The 851-nt window shown below is 67.0% G+C and carries 2 protein-coding genes; both read right to left on the bottom strand.

Annotated elements, in window-relative coordinates; all coding sequences use genetic code 11:
• Positions 1-98 precede the first annotated feature (98 nt).
• Positions 99-374: a hypothetical protein gene (locus AC5RVV_RS17590; RefSeq protein WP_494002641.1), complete on the bottom strand. Its 276-nt coding sequence runs from the start codon at positions 372-374 to the stop codon at positions 99-101.
• 112 nt (positions 375-486) lie between these two features.
• Positions 487-851, bottom strand: a 365-nt coding sequence (locus AC5RVV_RS17585) for a catalase-related domain-containing protein (RefSeq protein ID WP_494002640.1), incomplete at its 5' end; no start/stop codon positions are given.

Below are 851 nucleotides of genomic sequence, written 5' to 3'. Positions count from 1 at the left end.
TCGGGCGCGATCCGGACCGCTACTGACCGGCACCGGCATACAGGAGGACGACGGCGGCACCTGAGGTTTCGCCGTCGTCCTCCTGTTGCTATGGCCGGCTAGGGGGTGCCGCCGGCATGGTCCCGCTGCAGGCTTCCCTGAACTTCCTCCGGTGGGACGAAGTGGCAGGAGCCGGAATGCTTGTGCGGCAGGGTGCAGACCCGGCCGGTCGGCACGTGGATCCGCGCGCATGCTCCCTGTTTTGCCACGGATTCCTCGACCGAGAGGTTGTGGAAATCGGGCCTGGCTTCGGCTGCGCGGGCCATATCGTCCGCGCCGGCACCACCGCCCGGGACGGGGCTGTTGCCGGCGGGGTGGGTTTCTGGAAAGTCCATGGTGGACTGCCGATCTCCCCTCATAGGAGGGGTAGTAGGAGCAACCTAATGGCGTCGTTAAGGCTAGCGAGGGCCGGTTTGTTCGGCAAGGCGCGCCGACCGGAGACGCGGCCTATCGCTGCACCACCACCCGCTCGTTCGGCACGCAGTGCGTCATCTTCAGGCCTTCGACATTCCGCGGTCCGTTGTTGCCCAGGTTCTTGACTCGCTCCAGTTCCGCCTCGGAGAGCGTCTGCGTGGCCAGCGGCCCCAGGTCCTTGACGTCGTCGGCGGAGATGCCCAGTCCGTCGCCGACGCGCTTGCCCAGCTCGTCATCGGCCATGAAGAAGTGCCAGACCATGCGTTCCTGCACCCGGCGGTCGGCCTGGCCGATCAGCGTGGTGAAGTTGAGCACCAGGTCGTCCTTCTCCCAGTCCTCCATCAGCTGGAAGCGCTGCCCGGCCTGCAGGTAGTCGTTGGTCCGCGGGATCCGGGCCC

It is taken from the genome of Arthrobacter sp. MDT2-34-1 (assembly GCF_059091365.1).
The sequence above is the reverse complement of the archived record's forward strand: the minus strand, read 5'-3'. Positions and strand labels throughout refer to the sequence as shown.

Excerpts from the sequence above, each read along its gene's own strand:
- AC5RVV_RS17590 (WP_494002641.1), bottom strand. The coding sequence starts at position 374 with ATGGACTTTCCAGAAACCCACCCCGCCGGCAACAGCCCCGTCCCGGGC.